The organism is Cupriavidus sp. F041, assembly GCF_057814235.1.
The window spans coordinates 1852472-1870186 of the sequence record NZ_JBVASY010000002.1 but is presented as its reverse complement, the minus strand read 5'-3'; the positions used below and the strand labels follow the sequence as shown (position 1 = coordinate 1870186).

The 17715-nt window shown below is 62.7% G+C and carries 11 protein-coding genes and 2 pseudogenes; 10 read left to right on the top strand and 3 right to left on the bottom strand.

Annotated elements, in window-relative coordinates:
• Positions 1-56 precede the first annotated feature (56 nt).
• On the top strand, positions 57-1262 hold the full coding sequence (locus ACZY0R_RS25880) for a porin (protein ID WP_488862348.1): 1206 nt from the start codon (positions 57-59) through the stop codon (positions 1260-1262).
• A gap of 208 nt (positions 1263-1470) precedes the next feature.
• A pseudogene (locus tag ACZY0R_RS25875) lies at positions 1471-1620 on the top strand (DUF4172 domain-containing protein); the annotation flags it as partial.
• Positions 1621-1863: 243 nt separating this feature from the next.
• On the opposite strand, the gene ACZY0R_RS25870 reads toward ACZY0R_RS25875, so the two are convergent.
• Complete coding sequence (locus ACZY0R_RS25870) at positions 1864-3609, bottom strand: sigma-54 interaction domain-containing protein (RefSeq protein ID WP_488862346.1); 1746 nt, start codon at positions 3607-3609, stop codon at positions 1864-1866.
• Positions 3610-3787: 178 nt separating this feature from the next.
• Here ACZY0R_RS25870 and ACZY0R_RS25865 point away from each other — a divergent pair, with 178 nt between their 5' ends.
• The 4 genes from ACZY0R_RS25865 (at position 3788) to ACZY0R_RS25850 (ending at position 12454) form a co-directional block, all read left to right on the top strand.
• The gene (locus tag ACZY0R_RS25865) at positions 3788-5335 is read left to right on the top strand and encodes an acyl-CoA carboxylase subunit beta (RefSeq protein ID WP_488862344.1); all 1548 of its coding nucleotides are present in this window, start codon (positions 3788-3790) and stop codon (positions 5333-5335) included.
• Between the two features lie 233 nt (positions 5336-5568).
• Positions 5569-8886, top strand: a complete 3318-nt coding sequence (locus tag ACZY0R_RS25860; protein WP_488862342.1) for an acetyl-CoA carboxylase family protein — start codon at positions 5569-5571, stop codon at positions 8884-8886.
• Between the two features lie 26 nt (positions 8887-8912).
• Positions 8913-11384: a CaiB/BaiF CoA-transferase family protein gene (locus ACZY0R_RS25855; protein ID WP_488866166.1), complete on the top strand. Its 2472-nt coding sequence runs from the start codon at positions 8913-8915 to the stop codon at positions 11382-11384.
• 47 nt (positions 11385-11431) lie between these two features.
• Positions 11432-12454 carry a Bug family tripartite tricarboxylate transporter substrate binding protein gene (locus tag ACZY0R_RS25850; RefSeq protein WP_488862340.1) on the top strand — a complete coding sequence of 341 codons (1023 nt, stop codon included), beginning with the start codon at positions 11432-11434 and terminating at the stop codon, positions 12452-12454.
• A gap of 152 nt (positions 12455-12606) precedes the next feature.
• Here the strand turns inward: ACZY0R_RS25850 and ACZY0R_RS25845 are convergent, their stop codons facing one another.
• Positions 12607-13053: a GNAT family N-acetyltransferase gene (locus ACZY0R_RS25845; protein WP_488862338.1), complete on the bottom strand. Its 447-nt coding sequence runs from the start codon at positions 13051-13053 to the stop codon at positions 12607-12609.
• Positions 13054-13410: 357 nt separating this feature from the next.
• Here ACZY0R_RS25845 and ACZY0R_RS25840 point away from each other — a divergent pair, with 357 nt between their 5' ends.
• Together ACZY0R_RS25840 and ACZY0R_RS25835 are read left to right on the top strand one after the other, a co-directional pair.
• On the top strand, positions 13411-13632 hold the full coding sequence (locus tag ACZY0R_RS25840) for a hypothetical protein (RefSeq protein WP_488862336.1): 222 nt from the start codon (positions 13411-13413) through the stop codon (positions 13630-13632).
• Between the two features lie 236 nt (positions 13633-13868).
• The gene (locus tag ACZY0R_RS25835; RefSeq protein WP_488862334.1) at positions 13869-14147 is read left to right on the top strand and encodes a hydroxyquinol 1,2-dioxygenase; all 279 of its coding nucleotides are present in this window, start codon (positions 13869-13871) and stop codon (positions 14145-14147) included.
• 246 nt (positions 14148-14393) lie between these two features.
• Here the strand turns inward: ACZY0R_RS25835 and ACZY0R_RS25830 are convergent, their stop codons facing one another.
• Positions 14394-15533, bottom strand: a complete 1140-nt coding sequence (locus ACZY0R_RS25830; protein WP_488862332.1) for a Glu/Leu/Phe/Val dehydrogenase dimerization domain-containing protein — start codon at positions 15531-15533, stop codon at positions 14394-14396.
• A gap of 273 nt (positions 15534-15806) precedes the next feature.
• Here ACZY0R_RS25830 and ACZY0R_RS25825 point away from each other — a divergent pair, with 273 nt between their 5' ends.
• Both ACZY0R_RS25825 and ACZY0R_RS25820 read left to right on the top strand, forming a co-directional pair.
• Positions 15807-16952: a helix-turn-helix domain-containing protein gene (locus ACZY0R_RS25825; RefSeq protein ID WP_488862330.1), complete on the top strand. Its 1146-nt coding sequence runs from the start codon at positions 15807-15809 to the stop codon at positions 16950-16952.
• 48 nt (positions 16953-17000) lie between these two features.
• A pseudogene (locus tag ACZY0R_RS25820) lies at positions 17001-17428 on the top strand (transposase); the annotation flags it as partial.
• Positions 17429-17715: the final 287 nt, after the last annotated feature.

The following is a 17715-nucleotide window of genomic DNA, read 5'->3' as shown; positions in this document are numbered from 1 at the left end:
TGGCTGATGACATCGTTTGTGACAGTCAAAAAAAATAACCTAAAGGAGAGGAGGCAATGGGATCATTCAGCAAGCTGAGCAAGCTTAATCACGCACTCATCGCTGCGGGCGCCATCTGCGGTGGCGGCGCACACGCACAGAGCAGCGTGACGCTATATGGCGTGGCGGATATAAACGTTGAGTTCGCCAACCATGTCGGCGCCGTTCCCACCGCAGCCAACAAGTTCAATGCGGGCCCGTCCAACAATGTCTACCGCATGGACTCCGGCGGCCTGTCTGGGTCGCGTTGGGGCTTGCGCGGCGTGGAAGATCTGGGTAATGGCGTGAAATCCGTTTTCGTACTGGAGAGTGGCTTTAACCTGGATACCGGCACGTCGCAGCAAGGCGGCCGCCTGTTCGGTCGACAGGCATACGTAGGCCTGCAGAGTACGCAGTTCGGCCAGGTGACCTTCGGCCGTCAGTACACTTCGATGTTCGAGAGCATCGCGAACTTCGTGCCGGCAGCCTTTGCCACCCAGTATGAACCGATCGTGATGCTGACTGGTGCGAATTTCCGCGAGGACAACACCATCAAGTACTCGGGTCGGTTCGGCTCGGTCTCTGCACTGGCACACTGGTCCTTCGGTACCGGCCTGGCATTGCCGACGTCCGTGGCCAATGGCCCGTTGCTCGGTGGCAACGGCGAAGTGCCGGGCCAGTTCCGCCGCGACACCGCCTATGGCGCAGCGTTGACCTATATCTCTGGCCCTGTCGGTGTGGCCGTTGCGTACGACCAGTTCAACCCAACCATTTCCAACCCGTTAACGGCTGCTGCCCTCGGCAGCGGCAGCTTCAAGAAGGCGACGGTCGCGGCAAGCTATGCGTTCGGCGCGGCAAAGATCATGGGCGGCTATCGCTGGGGCCAGAACAAGGACCAGAATGGCAGTCTGATCGAGCGCGACGACTTCTACTGGATCGGCGCCAACTACCAGGTGACGCCGGCGCTTGGCCTGACGCTTGAGTACAACTACGATAACGTCAAGAACTTCTTCGCCAGCAAGTCGGTGCCGAACCCATGGCAAGTTGCCTTCATCGCGGACTACACGCTTTCCAAGCGGACTGATGTCTACCTGACCACGGCATATGCAAAGAATGCGGGTCTGGGACTGGATTCCCCGATGATTGGCTTTGCTAACAGCCTTTCCCTTGGCAATAGCTACACGCTAGCCAGCGGCCAAAGCAACATGCTCGGTGTCGCCGCGGGTATTCGCCACAAGTTCTAAAGACAGTCCAACGGTATGTGACAAGGGCTTACTTGCGCAGTGGTGCAGGCAGTCCTGCGGAATGCTCGCGGGCATGCAGTTCTCTCACATGCTCTTTGTGCTGCCTCGGCGGCACCCGGCGGGGCGCACTTGCTTGAGGGGAACTGTCACGTTACCAAGGCGGTTGAGCAAGATGGTGCGATGAAGAAATGCAAATCGCTCTATCACGGTCACCGCATCCAAGTGGGCGGCGATCGTCAAATGCTCTCCGGACACCGCGCTGCGCGACATCACTGATCTGCTCGCACGTGGCGTCTTGCCGAAATCGGATGCAGGCGGGCGCAGCACCAGCTATGAGTTGAACGACCTATCCGAGTAGGCACGCCTCCGGGAAATGACTTGGCTCGTGGGTGGAACAGCGCCTTCATGGACTCTTGCCAACTCATTCGGAAGGAGACCAAGATGGACTTCGTTCACCTCAAGGGAGTAGCCAAAAAACAGGGAGGGCAAATTCGGCAGGTACGGTCGGGGTTATCGAGCGCAGAGCTGATTCTGCGCCAGCAGCGAGGCCAGCCATGCACCGCAAACAGCGTGCGCCGGGCCGGTGCGCGAACCGGAGTGGTTAGCCACCCGGCCCGCGCTCCAGGAGCTTGTATAGGTGGGAGCGGGAGATCCGCAATTGCTCGGCGGCGCGCTTCTTGTTGCCGTTGTGGCGTGCGATGGCGTCAACCACTGCGGCATAGGCGAGCTCGCTCATGCCCGCCGCGGGCTCGCTGGATGACCAGGCAGTGGGTGAGGGGGATGGCGGCCCGCCCGCTTCGCTATCCTCGTGCGGATACGCTTGGGCCAGCGGATGCACGCCGAGCGGACTTTCCATGCTCACTGACTCGCGCGCCGATTCCCCACGTGCAAAATCCGCGACGCCCAGCGTGCGGCCGTCGCAGAACACCAGCGCCTCCTCGATGCGCTGGCGCAACTGGCGCACATTGCCAGGCCAGGGCTGGCCGGCAAGGTGCCGCGCCACCTCGTGATCTATCCTGGGCACGGGCACGTTGTTGCGCTCGCAGAAGGCGCCAACAAAATGCTGCAGCAGGGCGGGAATATCCTCGCGCCGCTGCCGCAGGGCCGGAATGCGCAGCACCACGCCGCTAAGCCGGTAGTACAGGTCAAGGCGGAAGCGCCCGGCGTCGATAAGCGAGGGGATATCGCGATTGGTGGCAGAGATCAGGTGGAAGTCCACCCGCTGCGCGCGGCGGCTGCCCAGGCGTTCGACCATGTGGTCCTCCAGCACCCGCAGCAGCTTGACCTGCATCTCCATCGGGATGTCCGCCACTTCGTCGAGGAAAACGGTGCCACCGGCCGCCAGTTCGAGCTTGCCGGCCTGCCCCTGGCGCCGGCTTCCGGTGAAGGCGCCGGGCGCATGGCCGAACAGTTCGGACTCGATCAGCGTGGCGGGCAGGGCCGCCAGGTTGAGGCTGACCAACGGCCGTTCGTTGACCGGCTCCCGCCCGGCCACGTGAATGCCGCGGGCCACCAGTTCCTTGCCGGTGCCGCTTTCGCCCAGGATCAGCACCGGCACGTCAAGGCGTGCCACGGTCTGGATCTCCCGGCGCAGGCGCTGCATCGGCGCGCTTTCACCGATCAGGCCAGGGAGAGACGGGCCTTCCCGCAGGCCATCGAGCTCGCGCTGGTAATGCGCCACCTGCGAGCGCAACTCAGACAACTCGTTGTGCATGCGCACAATGGCTTCCGGCCCCTTGAACATGATCTGGCCGATTGCCCCAACCACTTTGCCGTCCTGGCGGATGGGGATGCGGTTGACCACGCGGGCGATGCCGTTCATCTGCTGCAGCTGCCCGATCTCGGCCTTCCCGCTCGCCACCACCTGCGGCAGCCGTGAGTTCGGGATGACGTTCGCCGCGGGGCGGCCAATGCCTGCGCCGGCGTCCAGGCCCAGGAATTTCTCGTGCACGGGGCTGATAAAGCGTACCCGGCCTTCCTGGTCGGCCACGGTGATGGCTTGGTATGGGCCAGTCAGGAAGTGGTCGAGGATCGCACCCGCAAAGGGGACCGTGCCAAGGAAGTCAAGCAGCACCGCCTTTGTGTCGGCGCGGTGCAGAAGGATCAGTTGATGGTGACTGTCTTCCAGGCACAGGCCGATGTAGCGGTGAGCGCCGGCCTCAACGGGAAAAAGCCTGCGCCCATTGACCTGGTCCGTTGCACGCTCGCAGGCGGATTCCGCCGCGTCCGCAATGGCGGGGTCGGCACAGGCGCCGACCGCGGCCACCCGGCCGCCATCGCGCAAACGTACCAGGGCACCAAGCGCGACGGTTTCGGCTGCTGACCGTGGTGTTGTTGTTGAGGACACAGGCCGTCTCCATTGGTGTCCTCAGTGCGGACACAATCTGTCGTTGTAGCGGACATGATAGCCATGCCCAGGAAATTCCTCAATGAAATCAAGGGCCATGCAAGTGTCTTCAGGGTGGCATGGTTAGTGCGGTACTGACGCCAGCACATATTCCGCCGACATCAACGGGAGACAAGCTGTGACTTGGCAGCCTGAAATCGACGAACTGGACTACCGGCGGCGGCTCGCCGCCCGCATGGGTGGCGAAGACAAAGTAGAGCGCCACAGGGCGGCCGGCAAGCTTACCGTGCGCGAGCGCATCACCGGGATCGCCGACCCGGGGTCGTTCCGGGAGGTCGGCGGGCTGAGCGGCAGCGGCCGCTATGACAGTAACGGGCGGCTGGTGGACCTGGTCCCGTCGAACCTGGTCATGGGCCGGGCGCGCATCGGCGGGCGCCCGGTGGTGCTGGTGGGGGACGACTTCACCGTGCGCGGCGGCGCCAATGATGGCGCAGTGGGGGACAAGCTGATCCACGCCGAGAAGATGGCGCACGACCTGCGCCTGCCGATGGTCCGGCTGGTGGACGGCACTGGCGGTGGCGGCTCGGTGCGCAATATCGAGATCAAGGGCCACACCCTGATCCCCACCATGAAGGTCTGGGAGCACGTGGTGGAGAACATGTCCGTGGTACCGGTGGTGTCCCTGGCGCTGGGATCGGTGGCGGGCATGGGCGCGGCGCGTGTGGCCGCCAGCCACTATTCGGTGATGGTCAGGGAAACCTCGCAACTGTTCAACGCAGGCCCGCCTGTGGTGGCGCGCGTTGGCCAGAAGCTGACCAAGAACGAGCTGGGCGGCAGCCACATTCATACCCGCAACGGCGTGGTGGATGATGAGGTCGCCACCGAGCAGGAGGCCTTCGAGTGCGCACGCCGTTTCCTTTCCTACCTGCCGGCCTCGGTCTACGAACTGCCGCCGCGGACCGAGTCGGCCGACGATCCGGCGCGCCGCGACGAATGGCTGCTGTCAGCCATTCCGCGGGACAGCCGTGCCGTCTACAAGATACGCCCGATCGTGCAGGCGCTGGTGGATGCCGATTCCTTTTTCGAGCTCGGCAGGCACTGGGGCTGCGCCATCGTCACGGGCCTGGCCCGGCTGGACGGGTGGCCGGTGGCCGTCGTCGCCAGCGATCCGTACTTCTATGGTGGCGGCTGGGACAGCGACACCGCGGAGAAATTCACCCGCTTTGTCGACATGGCGCAGGCCTTCCACCTGCCCGTGGTCAACCTGGTCGATATCGCCGGCTTCCAGGTCGGCCTGGAGACCGAGAAGGCAGGGGCCATGCGTTACGGCGTGCGCGCGCTGGCCGCGGTCTACCAGGCGACCGTGCCGTGGTGCTCGGTCATCCTGCGCCGCGCGTACGGCGTGCCGGCAGCCGGCCACCAGCACATGGGGCGGTTCAACTTCCGCTACGCCTGGCCATCTGCCAACTGGGGCTCACTGGCGATCGAAGGCGGACTCGAAGTCGCCTACAAGGCCGAGATCGAAGGCGCTGACGATCCCGTGCAGAAGCGCGCCGAGATCGAGCAGCGCGTGCGCAGCCTGACCTCGCCGTTCCGCAGCGCCGAGGCGTTCGTCATCGAAGACATCATCGATCCGCGCGAGACCCGCACGCTGCTGTGCGAGTTCGCCGATCTGGCGGCACCACTGCGCGAAGGCGGCATCAGCCGATTTGGCATCCGGCCTTGAGCGCCGCTTCTCCGGATTCTCGATCACCACAATGGAGACGACTGACCAGGCGCCGGCAAGGCCTGCGCACGCTCTCTCGCAACCCAATATCTGCCGCCGTGGCCGCAACCACGGCGCGAGCACTGGGCAATTGGTCGCGCAAGCCAATGACCATCATCCTGCCGTTTCCTGCCGGCGGTATGACCGACCTGCGGGCTCGGCACTGACATCGTAGTTTGAATGAGGAGACTGAATTGAAAAAGCTGTTGATCGCCAATCGAGGAGAGATTGCGTTGCGCGTCCTGCGCGCTGCACGCGACCTGGATATCGGCACAGTCGCGGTCTATTCGCAAGACGACATTAGCGCGCGGCACCGCATGCTGGCTGACGAGGCGCGTTCCCTCGATGGGGCGGGCCCGTCGGCCTATATCAACATTGCGGGGATCATCGCCGCAGCGAAGGAATCCGGTTGCGACGCCGTCCACCCTGGCTATGGTTTCCTGAGCGAGCGGGCTGATTTCGCCCAGGCGTGTATTGACGCCGGGATCCGGTTCATCGGCCCGACGGTCGAGCACCTTGCGCTCTTCGGAGACAAGGGGCGGGCGCTGCAGCTGGCGGCGGAGAGCGACGTTCCCGTCATGCCCGCAACGAGAGGCGGCGCGTCTCTCGAGGAAATCACCAGTTTCTTTGATGCGCAAGGCGATGCCGGCGTGGTCATCAAGGCCGTTGGCGGCGGGGGCGGCCGTGGCATGCGCGTGGTCCGGCGGCGCGAGGACCTGGCCGAAGCCTACGCGCGCTGCCGGTCGGAGGCGAGCTCCGCGTTTGGCGTTGACGCGCTGTACGCCGAGCGGCTGGTCAGCCGGGCGCGCCATATCGAAGTGCAGATTGCCGGCGACGGGGCCCAGGTGATCGCCCTCGGCGAGCGAGACTGCACCTTGCAGCGCCGCTTCCAGAAACTGGTGGAGATCGCCCCCAGCCCGGTACTCAGGCCGCAGCTGCGCGAGCAGATCATCAAGGCCGCGCTCAGGCTGGCGCGCCGCGTCAACTACCAGAGCCTGGGCACCTTCGAGTTCCTGGTCGAGGAAACTGGGGCCGGCGAGCAAAAGGACTTTGTCTTCATCGAGGCCAATCCCCGCTTGCAGGTCGAGCACACCATCACCGAGCAAGTCACCGGGGTTGATCTTGTCGCGCTGCAGATCGGGCTGGCAGCGGGGCGGTCCTTAAGTGATCTTGGCCTGGATCCCGCTTCGCCGCCGCAACCCAGGGGATACGCCATCCAGGTTCGCGTCAACGCGGAAATGACCGACGCGCAGGGCCTGGCACGCCCGGCTCACGGCCGCCTGGAGCGCTTCGACCCGCCTTCGGGGCCTGACGTTCGCGTCGACTCCCACGGCTACACCGGCTATGAGCCGTCGCCCAACTTCGACACCTTGCTGGCAAAGCTGATCGTGAGCAGTGCGGCGCCCGGGTTCGAGGTCGCGGTGCGGCGTCTGCAGCGTAGCCTTGCGGAGTTCCGGATCGTGGGGGTGCCGACCAACCTCAACCTGCTGCGGGCCCTCGCGCAGCGCGACGACTTCCTCACGCAACTGGTACACACACGGCACTTCGAAGGGATACTGCCGGAGCTGATGGCATCGGCGGAGGCCATTGCGGATGCCGAGCGTGCGCAGGAGGCGCTCTTCGCGGGCGCTGGCCGCCCGCCGGCTGCGCATACGCCACGGTCCCCCGATATTGAGGAGGTGGTGGACGAAGGGTTGGTGGCGATCCGCGCTCCGCTGACCGGCCGCGTGGTGGAGATCTCGGTGCAGCTTGACGACATCGTCAAGCCGGGGCAGACGGTTGCGGTGCTCGACGCCATGAAGATGGAGCACGCGATCGCAGCGGAATGTGGCGGCCGTGTGGTCGACCTGCGACTGGAGAAGGGAGCCCTGGCATCCGAAGGTCAGATCCTGATCGTGCTGGAGCAGGTCGAGGCCGATGGCGTATCCGTGGATGCCGCCCAGAAGGTCGACCCCCATGCGATCCGTGCAGACCTCCAGCGCGTGCTGGACCGGCATGCGTACCTGGATGACGCCGCGCGTCCCGACGCGGTAGCGAAACGCCGTTCGCGCGGGCAGCGCACGGCCCGTGAGAACGTCGCGGACCTGTGCGACCCGGATACCTTCGTCGAGTATGGCGCGCTGGCGCTTGCGGCGCAGGCCTCCCGGCGCAGCCAGCAGGACCTCATTGCCAACACCCCCGCGGATGGACTGATCACCGGCATCGGCAACGTCAACGGAGGACTTGTCGGTCAGGACCGGGCGCGCAGTGCGGTGATGGCCTATGACGCCACGGTGCTGGCGGGTACGCAAGGCAAGCGCAACCATATCAAGACCGATCGCATCGTCGAGGTTGCGCTGCGTGATGAACTCCCTCTCTTGCTCTTCGCCGAAGGCGGTGGCGGGCGGCCCGGCGACGTGGACTTTCCTTCGGTGTCCGGCCTGTATCAGCCGTCGTTTGCCGCATTTGCGGATCTCAACGGGAATGTCCCGGTAGTCGGCATCGTTTCGGGGCGCTGCTTTGCCGGTAATGCGGCCTTCCTGGGCTGTTGCGACGTCATCATTGCTGACCGGTCCGCGAACATCGGCATGGCAGGACCGGCGATGATCGAGGGTGGTGGCCTCGGGGTCTTCAGCCCCGAGGACGTTGGTCCGGCTTCGGTGCAATTCGCCAATGGCGTGGTCGATGTCCTGGTAGAGAACGAGGCGGAAGCCGTGCAGGTGGCGAAGCACTACCTGTCCATGTTCCAGGGGCGCGTGGCGCACTGGAGCGCACCAGATTCCCTGGGCTTGCGGCACGTCGTACCCGAGAACCGGTTACGCGTGTACGACACCCGTAAAGCCATCGAGGGGATCGCGGACATCGGCAGTGTGCTGATGCTGCGCAGCGGCTTCGGCGCGGGCATCCACACGGCGCTTGCCCGCGTGGAAGGGCAACCCGTGGGCATCATGGCCAATAACCCATATCACCTCGGGGGCGCCATCGATGCGGATGCCGCCGACAAGGCGGCGCGCTTCATGCAGTTGTGCGATGCGCACGGGCTGCCGATCATCTCGCTGATCGACACCCCTGGGTTCATGGTCGGGCCGGAGGTCGAGGCACGCGCCCAGGTGCGGCATGTGTCGCGCATGTTCCTCACGGCGGCCAAGCTGCGCGTCGGTTTGCTGGCCGTTACGTTGCGCAAAGGCTATGGCCTTGGCGCCATGGCAATGGCGGGTGGTGGCTTCCGGTCAGCGAATTTCACCATCTCGTGGCCGACCGGCGAGTTCGGTCCGATGGGTCTGGAAGGCGCGGTCAGGCTGGGCTTCAAGAAGGAGCTCGAAGCCGTTCCGGACGGGGCCGAGCGTAAAGCGCTGTTCGAACAGCTGGTTGCACAGTCCTATGAGCGTGGCCACGCAATCAACACGGCCGCTGCTGTGGAGATTGATGCCGTGATTGACCCTGCCCAGACACGGAAATGGATTGTCCAGGGTATAGCATCCGCCGGCGTTCGAAGCCGCAGAGAGCGCCGCTCGTTCATCGATGCCTGGTGATCGCCATGCATACACAAAAGGGTTCCATGAGGAAGAATGGTCCTGACACTGCGCAACTGGCGTTGAGTGGGCTGCGCGTACTGGAGGTCGGCACCGGTCCGGCGCTTGCGTACGCGGGCAAGTTGTTCTCTGACTTCGGTGCCGAAGTGATCAAGGTGGAAAGTCCGGCGGGCGACGCCTGGCGGCAGATGCCGCCCATGGTCTGCATTCCTGGTGCCGCGCAGCCGGAAAGCGCGCTCTTTGCCTGGCTGAATACCAGCAAGCGCAGCGTCACTGCGGATGTCGGAAGCGCCGAGGACAGTGCATGGCTGGCACAGCTCGCGCGAACCTGCGATGTGGTCCTGGATGCCCGCGCGCTGACCGAGGGGCCGGTCATCCTTGCCAGGCCGGTCTGGTCCGGAAATACAGGCGAGCAGCAAGGGCACGAGCCGATCGAGGTGGCGCTGACCTGGTTCGGTGAGAGCGGGCCCTACAGTCAGTACGCAGGCGCAGAAGCTGTGTGCCGAGGCCTAGCTGGCGCCGTGCATGGGAGTGGCCCGGTGGAGGGGCCGCCCCACATGCCGCACGACATGCAGACCGCGGTCGTCGTCGGGCTTGCCGCATTCTCGGCCGCTGTCGCGGCCCTGATCGGACGCGCGCAAGGCAGCCGCCGATACGTGCTAAGTGTGCACGAGGCCATTTTCAGCGTGGTCGAAATGGAAGCAGGCATGGTGCCGGACAAGCGCCACCCGCTTCGGCGCCTCGGCGTCAACCGGTTCTGCGGCACGCATCCGGGTGGCATCTACCAGACCTCGGAGGGGTGGATTGGAATCTTCACGCACACGCTGCCTCAGTGGGTGGCGCTGTGCGAGGCGATCGGGCGCCCCGAGCTGGCCGGCGATCCCCGCTTCGCAAACGGCCAGGAGCGCATGGCCCGGGCGGACGAGATCGACGCGCTGCTCATACCCGCGTTTCTCACGCGGACGGCCCGGGAGTGGTTCGAGATCCTCGGCGACAAGAAGCATCCGACTGTCATCGTCCCCACCATGGCGGAGTTGCTCAGCCAGGAAGTGCATCGGCAGCGCAACGCATTCGTCCCGGTCGAAGTAGGGGGAGTTTCCTTCGAAGGCCCCGTTGTGCCGCTATGCCTCGATGCGGCCGGCCCGTTGCCGGGCGGATCGGCTCCGGCGAAGGGCACCCATAATTCCCTCTATCGGACATCCGGCCTGGATCACCACCCCCGTCTGCAGCTCCGGCGAACGTCTGCTGAGCAACTGCCGCTGCAGGGCATTCGTGTTGTCGACCTGACGATGGGCTGGGCGGGCCCCCTGGCGTCGCGAACCTTGGCCGATTTTGGCGCGGAAATCATCAAGGTCGAAAGCACCGGCTACCCGGACTGGTGGCGCGGCGCCAACTTCACTGAAGCGTTCTATCGGGACAGGCTGTACGAGAAGAATTCAAACTTCAACCTGATGAACCGCAACAAGCTGGGAATCACCCTGGACTTGACGCGCCCCGAGGGAAAGCAGCTGCTGCTGCAGTTGGCGGCGCGCGCGGACGCGGTGATCGAAAACTACTCTGCCGAGGTCTTGCCGAAGCTGGGCTCGGACTACGAAGCACTGCGAGCCGTGAACGAGCGACTGGTCATGCTGTCGATGCCGGCATTCGGGCTTGGAAACGCGTGGAGCAACACCCGCGCGTACGGCGGCACGCTGGAGCAAGCCAGCGGGCTGCCGCTTCATACGGGCCACCCGGAGGGGCCGCCGGCCATGACGTCGTACGCCTATGGTGATCCGATAGGCGGCTTGAATGCAGGGGCCGCAATGTTGCTGGCGCTGTTCGTGCAGCAAGCCACCGGTGAAGGCCGACATGTCAACCTGTCACAGGTCGAGGCCATGTTGCCAATGGCTGCGCCGTTCATCCTGGAGCAATCGGTCTCCGGAACGGTCTCTCCTCGCCTGGGTAACCGGCATCCCATGCACGTCCCGCATGGGTGTTTCCGCTGCGCAGGCGACGACGCGTGGATCGTTCTGACTGTCACTGACGCGCAATGGCCTGCCCTGTGTCGTGTGATCGGGAGGGAGGACCTCGCCGCGGATGCGCAGCTTGCCCAGGTGTCAGGGCGTCGTGCGCAGCAGGACAGGATCGACGCGGCCATCACGTCCTGGAGCAAGGTCCGGGACCCGGAAGAGGCAATGCGCCTGTTGCAACGGGCGGGCATTGCCGCGGGTGTGGTTCGGCCCATGTCACAGGTGCTGCAGGACGCCCACCTGCACGCACGGGGATTCTGGCGTGGCGTCGAACGTGCCCACAGTGGCATGTACACGGCCAGCACCGCCTGGTTTCGCACTGGAAGCGAGCCCATGCCGATCCGCAACGCCGCCCCGACCCTGGGAGAACACACTGAGGAGGTGTTGACTCGCGTGCTCGGACTGAGCGCAGGGCAGATCGCGGACCTGGAACGCATGGGCATCACAGGAAAAACCGCGAAGCCAAAGTCCTCGAAAGGGGTGGCGTAAGGCCAGCAAAAGCTTCGAAGACTACTACCCAAGAACAGGAGACAAGAATGAAGGAACTCAAATTTACGTCGCGCCGCCAGATGGTCGCAGGCCGATTCAGAATGGCTGTCGCTGCGCTGGTCGTCCTGACTGGCGCAATTTCCGGTCCGGCCGCAGCCCAGAATGCAAGCTGGCCGAACAAGCCGATCAGGATGATCGTTCCATTCCCGGCCGGGTCATTCACCGATACCGTGGCGCGCGTTGTGTCGGAGCACCTCAGCAAATCCCTGGGGCAGCCCGTGATCGTGGACAACAAGGCGGGAGCGAACGGGTTGATTGGCGTGGCAGAGGCTGCCAGGGCAGCGCCAGACGGGTACACCTTGCTGCTCACGAACTCCAGCAGCATCACCATCAACCATCAGGTGTACAAGAAAAGCAACTACAAGCTGAAAGACTTCACGCCGGTCACGCTAGTGCTCGAGGCGCCATTCATCCTGGTCACGAACCCCGAGTGGTCGCTGAAGAATTCGGTCGGCTCTGTAGCGGACCTTGTGCAATTCGCCACGCAGTATCCCGGGAAAATCAGCTATGGATCGGCGGGCCCGGGCAATATTGCGCATCTCAGCTTCGCCATGTTGAACAACCGGGTAAAGGTCAAGACCACGCATATTCCCTACAAGTCGTCTGCGCAGGCGGAGATGGCCGTGATGAGTGGCGAACTGGAGACCGCCTTTGACACCTGGAGCGCCCTCCCTCAAATCAAGGTAGGGAAGCTGAAACCCCTCGCCGTCAGTTCGTCAAAGCGCATGGCACAGTTGCCCGAAGTGCCCACATTGGAGGAAGTCGGCATCGCGCCCTTCAACGTGACCTTCTGGATCGGCATGCTCGCGCCGGCCGGCACGCCGCCGCAGATTGTGCAAAAGCTGCATTCGATCACCCGTGGGGTGCTTGATGACGGCAAGGCAAAGGCGGCGTTAGGCCAGCAGGGCGACGTGGTCATGATCGACTCCGCAAACTTCGCGAAGCGCATTGAGAAAGAGGATGCCAGTTGGGGGGCTGTGATCCAGCGTGAAGGAATCACGCTGGATTGACCCGCATTACCAGATCGGGTTGAGGGACCGTCGCGAAGGAATCTCCAGGAACTGGGGTGACGCGACGGTTTCGAGGGCGATGCCTTCCTCGCTATGATGGATAAGGGTGTGGCCTCACCGCGATACAACGCCCAACGGGCGCTTAAGGGACGTCAGCCGGAGATCAGGTCGCATTTCATGCAGGCATCGGATGGATTGGCCTGACATTGATATGTCTGTGACGCTTGTACCTCTGCCGGTAGCGCGCGGCTCGGCATCAACGTAAACCCGTGACGACTAAAGTAAGTCGCAAAACGCATCGCTAACATCACTGCTTGTCGACACCCTCCAGCCCGGGCGCGCATGAGTGCAGCTTGCACTAGAGACGAAGCGATACCACGGTCGCGGTAATCGGCAAGCACGGCGACGGGCCCGATGATTGCTGTATCACCATGCCGTTCCACGCCGGCGCAACCGACGATCAAGGATTCGGTGATGGCGATATGGAATGTGGTTGCAAATAGATTGAGGGCCGAAGCATCAAGCCCGCATTGTTCGAGGACGCTAATAATCTGTGGCGCTTGGCCGGTGACGGCAGCGCGAATGGAAATGCCTCTCATTTTGACCCCTCACGCCTCGGCGTTTAGCCGGATGTTTTTCGCGACTTCATCAAGGCGTGCTGCCGCCTTTTTAATTATTATGCCGTGTAAAGATCCGCACAGGGCCGGGTGGCCTTTGAGTGAACCACGGTTAGGCAGTCGGACTGCCGTTGGTGAGTATGGTTATGAGTCTCCCTTCCGACTATCCCCCAATCGCGTTATGCGTTGCAAAACGCCATCACGGTGCAATCACGACGGCCGAACGCCCAGCAACTTGGGCCATTTTTGTTGTCCAGCATCTTGGCGACGAATCAATACCCTGCGACATCAATCTGCCGGCGGCGCCATACCAAGTCATCGGATGCCGGGACCGGCCTCATGGCGGAAATTTCCGTGCCATTGATAGAGCTTCGCCGTTTCGTCATCGCCCGGATGCCGGCCTGCTCGGCGAACCGAACGCGCGCGGCGAATGCGGTGCGGAGCCCACGGATGACGCGGATGACCAGGCTGCCCGGCGGGATCGAGCGGTATCTGGAGGCCAGGAACGAACGTAGCGAGTACGAGTTCCTCGATTGGCTCGAGGCGCGCTTCAGCAAGTGAACGGAAGTGCACCATGAGTTTCCCATGTTCCATGGCGGTCCGCCCGTTCGCGCAAGACTTTTGTACGCGACTGTATCAAGCCGCCGCAACGATACGCGTACTGACGGAAACGGTCATTACGCGCTACAGGCACGATACATCGGTCTCCTTAAATACGTTCCGTAGCCCGCCGGCGAACAGCAACGATGCGATCCCGCGGCTGCCATATCCAACGCAGACTTTCAAGGAAACCGATCATGACTACCAACATCGCCAAGCGTTTTGTGTTCGCCATCGCCCTGGTTGCCGCCGCTGCCGGTGCGCATGCCGCCGGTCTGTCCCATGCAGGCGCCCGGGACCCGTATACCGAGGGTGCCCGTTCGGTGCAGGAGTCGCGCGACGCATACACCGATGGCGCGCGGGCTGTCGATCCGTTCACCGACGGTGCCCGCACCCTGGCCGGCATGGACCGTACGGGCGTCTCGGCGGACCCGGCGCGCAGTGTTGATCCCTATCTTGACGGCGCCTACGCCTGACGCTTCCCTCTCCGATCAGACGAGGAGCGCGACTGACAGCGCTTCCGCCCCCGATTCATGCGCGCGCTTCTTCACCCCGCACTAACTGCTGCCGTTCCGGTCGACCGGTGCGTTCACCGGACGCCGGCCGAAAAACGATGAATCTGCGCCACTACGGCCGCGCCTTCGCCTACCGCCGACGCGACACAGCGCCCCCGTGTCGGGTTGAACGGTCGCTCAATCGTCCTATCACTTGGCGCGCAAAGTTCAAGTGTGCGCAGCCTGTAATCGCGCCTGCGCAATATTGACAGCGGCATCCTGCGTTGAAACCCCCTCGCTATTCGAATCCCGCAGCACGAGTTGGACATTTCGGGCGATGCTGTCGCGTGTGTGCCTTTCTGAGCTCGTCTCTGAACGATGATGCAGTTCGATGCCCGACGCGTACATCAGGCCACCTGCGTTCGCAATGAAATCGGGAATGTAGACAATCCCTCTCGCCTTGAGCGCATCGGCCACATCGTTCGTCGCCCGTTGATTATTAGCCGCACCGCAAATGATTTTCGCCGAGAGTGTGCCCACGTTCTCGCGCGTGATTATGCTACCCAGCGCGCAAGGCGACAGCACGTCGCACGATGCAAGCATTGCTTCTTCAGGGGTGGCCCACTTTGCTCCGATCTCGTCCGCAAAGCTCTTTCGCGAAAGATCGATGTCGGACACGGTCAGGATGGCGCCTTCTTTTGCGTAGTCCTTGGCGAGAAGCGTGCCGATGCCACCGAGGCCAACAATGCTGATTCTTAGACCATTCATTGATTTCGTCTCGAATACTGCCTTTGCTGCCGCTCTGAGAGCGGTATCCAGCCCCGCGTACGTCCCGAATGTGGTACCGCCGGCGCCGCCCGCCTCCTTGGAGTAGCCGCCGGCAAATGGCGTGCGACGCCGAATGATATCGATGTCCGCCGGACCGGTTCCCACGTCAGGTGCAACGTGATACATGCCATCAAGCGAATGGACGTGCTCTGCCACGTCCAGCAAGATCGCTTCTTTGATCTGCGGGGTGAGCTTAAAGCCGGTCGGCAGGGGCACCACGGTTTTTCCACCGCCGGTTCCGTTGTCAATGGCCGCTGCCTTGACCGTCATCGCCTGCGAAAGGCGAAGCACATCCGCGATGCCGGCGGAACTGTCGTCGTAATGCTTGATCCGAAGGCCGCCAATTGCCGGGCCAAGCACCGTCGAATGCACGCCGATCATGACCGGCAGACCCGTTCTGCGCCCTGGTTTGATCTGGAAGTGCTCATGATCGGTCGGGATAAAAAGTTCTATCAATTTCTGCTCCAGGAAATTATATAAGGCGTTTTCGGAAGACGATTCGTTCCAACAAATTCGATGCGATGAATGAGCATTCGCCATTTAACTCTACCCACACTCATGATCCGTCATTAGAGAAAGGCGTAAAAACAGCGGCAATCAGCTCGAGTTGGTTCATGGCGGGTTCCGAGATATCGGTGCTACGTCTCTGTATTGGAGTATGCAAAGAGCGCCCGGCGTTCGATAGAACGTTCTTGCGCATTTGCTCGTGGTGACGGACGAGGGAATGTGAGCACGAGTGGTCTGAGCAATCACAGCGTTGGCAAATGCGTTCGCACCTGAGAGCAGCGTCTCGCGGACATCACGCTCGAGTATATGGTTCGCCTTGTGGCGAGAACCCGCGACGTGTGCGGGGATGGCGCGTGTCGACGAGGAATGGCCGAGCGATCACCTAAGCGCGCAAAAACGTACTATCGCGTTGCGAATCCGCGGAGCACAATGACAGCGACGGCTGCGCGATGCGATGGCTTGCAGCAAGCCCACCGGATCCCACGTAGAATGGAATCGCCAATAACTGACAACATACGCCCCCGTTCGCGCAGGCCGTGGCCCTCGACTGTTCGAAAAGCTACGTGTCGAAAGCGGGTCGACATCGATGATCCAACCATGAGTCAGACAAATCGAATTTCTGCAGATTGCGCGCGGTTTTCGACCGCCACTCGTATTCTTGGCGGCATGGAGGTCATGCACGCGACCTTTCATACTCATAGGTTTTCCCCACATTTGCATGACACATGGTCGATTGGCGCCGTGGTATCCGGTGCCAAGGACAACTCCGCGGTAGCCCGACCCAACGTTATCCAGGGTGGGCAGTTGGTCGTCACACCTCCTCACCGACCCCATGCGGGGCGAGTACTGGGCTCGGGCCCGTGTGAGTACGTCATGCTTTACGTAAGTGATTTTCAACTTCGTGCGAGCGCAAGTCTCCTTGGCCTGAACGACGTGGAGATACCTCAGAACGCTATATCGGATCGCTTTCTCGCACGACGACTAATGGAGTTCGTATTCGACTTACTCGGCAGCGAGAAATCATCTTCGCGCCAGGATGCATCACTGGAACACGACTGCCGCGCTTTACTAGATGAAATCCTCCTGCGATACGCAACCATGCCGAATCGCAGTGACGACGTCGGCGCCCTAAGGTATGAAAGCAGGCTTCGCAATGCTATGCAGCACCTGGAGTCGCATTGGAACAAGGCAGTTTCGCTGGACGACCTCGCACGTCGGGCGGCGATGTCCCCCGCACATTTTTGTCGCCGGTTCAGTCAAGTATACGGATTGCCGCCTCATCGCTATCAGTTGGTCATGCGAATGATAAAAGCTAAACTCATGCTTCATTCTGGCGAAAAAATTGGGCGCGTGGCACTTCAGGCCGGATTTGCCGATCACAGTCATTTTGGGAGGCAATTCAAGAGTTGCTTCGGCTTCGCGCCAGGGCAGGCTTATCAAAGGCGCGGTTAATCAGTAGTGCAAGGCCGGTGACGAAGCCGGAACCACCGAGCTTTGTTCCTGTTGGCGGAGATCGGCGTCGACATGACGCGCTTTGCCGATGCCGGCCATCTGGTGCCTGGGCAAGCCTATGCCCACGCAATGACGAGAGTGCTGGCAAGCGGCGCAGCACCCGAGTGCGCTAGAGCGGCACCTGGCTCATGACCTCCCTCGTGACGGCTGGCTGGGCGGCTGTGCCGGTCAGGACCAGCAATCTGCATGCCCCGTTCCTGCGCCTCAAAGCGCGCCGCGGCGTCAAGAAGGCCTTCCTCGCGGTGGCCGCTTCCATGCTCACGGCCGCCTGCCACATGCTCCGGGATGGCGCTGAGTATGCCGACCTTGGCCCCGATTACTTCGACCGTCACGACGTCAACAAAACCATCCGTCGCCTGCTCAAACGCCTCGCCGACCTCCGGTGTCAAGTGGATCCCATGGCTCATGCTGTCTAACGCTTCCTGGTAGGCGGGGCATGGTTCCTTTCTCTTCGAAGATCAGTTTCCTTGACGTGCGAGCCAACTCTGGCCTCGCGCGTACATACAGATTGGGCGCGTCATGAGTGCTCAGACGCGATACCCGTACAGCGTGCCGTTACCCTCGCGCGCGTTGTCGAGCGAGTTGGCGGCAAGCTGACTACTGGTGCTTTCGTTCGGCTGGACTAGGCCTGCAGGCGGCGAGCTAGGTTAGCCATCAACAATGGCCAACAAGACTGGCAACGGCGGCAAATCGAAGTGGCGGA